Origin of the sequence: Mesorhizobium sp. M7A.F.Ca.MR.362.00.0.0 (assembly GCF_004023175.1) — a bacterium.
In the GTDB taxonomy this organism is placed as follows: Bacteria; Pseudomonadota; Alphaproteobacteria; order Rhizobiales; family Rhizobiaceae; genus Mesorhizobium.
In genome coordinates this window covers 1-217 of the sequence record NZ_RZTF01000488.1, presented here as the reverse complement: position 1 = coordinate 217, position 217 = coordinate 1, and the positions used below count along the sequence as shown (strand labels likewise).

General features: G+C 71.0%; 1 pseudogene (cut by a window edge). It reads left to right on the top strand.

Features of this window, described 5'->3' with window-relative positions:
- Positions 1-217 (top strand): annotated as a pseudogene (locus EOC06_RS33625) (SDR family NAD(P)-dependent oxidoreductase) (its annotated part extends 83 nt beyond the left edge of the window); the annotation flags it as partial.

Genomic DNA, 217 nt, shown 5'->3' with positions numbered 1-217 from the left:
GCGCCGCGGGCGCCCGTGTGCTGGTGCATGGCCGCGATGCGACGCGCGGCAAGGCTGTTGTCACCAGGATCGAAGCCGCCGGCGGCAGGGCGGAGCTTCTGGTCGCCGACCTCTCTTCGCTGGGCGAAGTGCGGCGGCTTGCCGAAGCCGTGCGCGCCCGGACGGATCGGCTCGACATCCTCATCAACAATGCCGGAATCGGCACAGCGGGCCAAGG